Source organism: Frigoribacterium sp. Leaf186, assembly GCF_001423905.1.
GTDB lineage: Bacteria > Actinomycetota > Actinomycetes > Actinomycetales > Microbacteriaceae > Frigoribacterium.
Genome location: NZ_LMPQ01000017.1, coordinates 591 through 1,847, shown reverse-complemented (window position 1 = coordinate 1,847; position 1,257 = coordinate 591). Strand labels below are relative to the sequence as shown.

The window sequence follows — 1,257 nt, the reverse complement described above, 5'->3', positions numbered from 1 at the left end:
CGTCGATCTGACCTCCCGCTCGGCTGTCTCGGCCTTCAAGAGCTGTGACAGGATCGGGATGACCGCCTCGAAGGCCGGCGCACCCTGTTCGGTCAGTTCGCTGACGGCTTGTGCCATGCCGTGCATCTTCAAGCTGCGCAGCATGATCACAATAGCGCCGCTGGCCGGGTTATGACGCATGGCGCACCTCCGCAGTCCGGCGCAGGGCGTCATAGCGTTCGACATTGGCACGGGGCTCGGTGGTCAGCGCGAGCGCCCGGGGAGCCTGCACAGTCGGTGGGGCGATCGGCTTTCCGTCGATTAGGCGATGCAGAAGATTGAGGATGTGGGTCTTGGTTGGAACACCAGCCTCGAGAGCCATGTCGACCGCACACAGCACGACCTCTTCGTCGTGCTGGAGGACCAGGGCCAGGATCTCGACCATCTCACGATCCCCGCCGGGTACCTTGAGAAGGTGCTGCTGCAAGGTTTTGAAGGCTGCCGGCAGTTCTGCGAAGGGCGCACCATTGCGCAAGGCGCCGGGTTTGCGCTGAACGACCGCCAGATAATGTCGCCAGTCATAGATCGTCTGGCCCTGACGATCATGCGATCGGGCAAAGATCCGGCGATGTTCGCAGATGGCCTGCCCCTCGCCGACGATGACGATGCGGTCGGGATAAACGCGCAGGCTGACCGGGCGATTGGCGAAGGACGCCGGCACGCTGTAGCGATTGCGTTCGAGATGAACGAGGCAGGTCGGAGAAACGCGCTTGGTATGTTCGACGAACCCGTCGAACGGACGAGGCGTTGGCATCAGTTGACCGACTTCCTCGGCCCAGGCTTCGGCAATCGTGCCGGGTTGGGTCGGGTGGGGTGCCAGCGCCCACAGATCCTGGCATCGCCTTTCCAGCCAATCGTTCAGCGCGTCCAGCGACGACACGTTAGGCATAGGCTGCCAGAGCCGGTGACGGGCATCTTGAACGTTCTTCTCGATCTGCCCTTTCTCCCAACCGGACGCTGGATTGCAGAACTCGGCCTCGAACAGGAAGTGGCTGACCATCGCCGAGAAGCGCATGTTGACCTGGCGCTGCTTGCCGCGCCCGACCTTGTCGACGGCAGTCCTCATATTGTCGTAGATGCCCCGCCGCGGAACGCCGCCCAGAACGCGGAAAGCGTGGTTATGGGCGTCGAACAGCATCTCGTGGGTCTGGAGCGGGTAGGCCCGCACGGTGAAGGCGCGGCTGTAGGACAGCTTGACGTGGGCCACCTGCAATTTGG

At 63.0% G+C, this 1,257-nt stretch carries 1 protein-coding gene and 1 pseudogene; both read right to left on the bottom strand.

The features are described from left to right. Nucleotides 1-180, bottom strand: a pseudogene (locus ASG05_RS16960) (ATP-binding protein); the annotation flags it as partial. Continuing rightward, nucleotides 170-1,257, bottom strand: a 1,088-nt coding sequence (istA, locus tag ASG05_RS15640) for an IS21 family transposase (RefSeq protein WP_235491554.1), incomplete at its 5' end; no start/stop codon positions are given. The gene istA and the pseudogene ASG05_RS16960, both read right to left, overlap by 11 nt.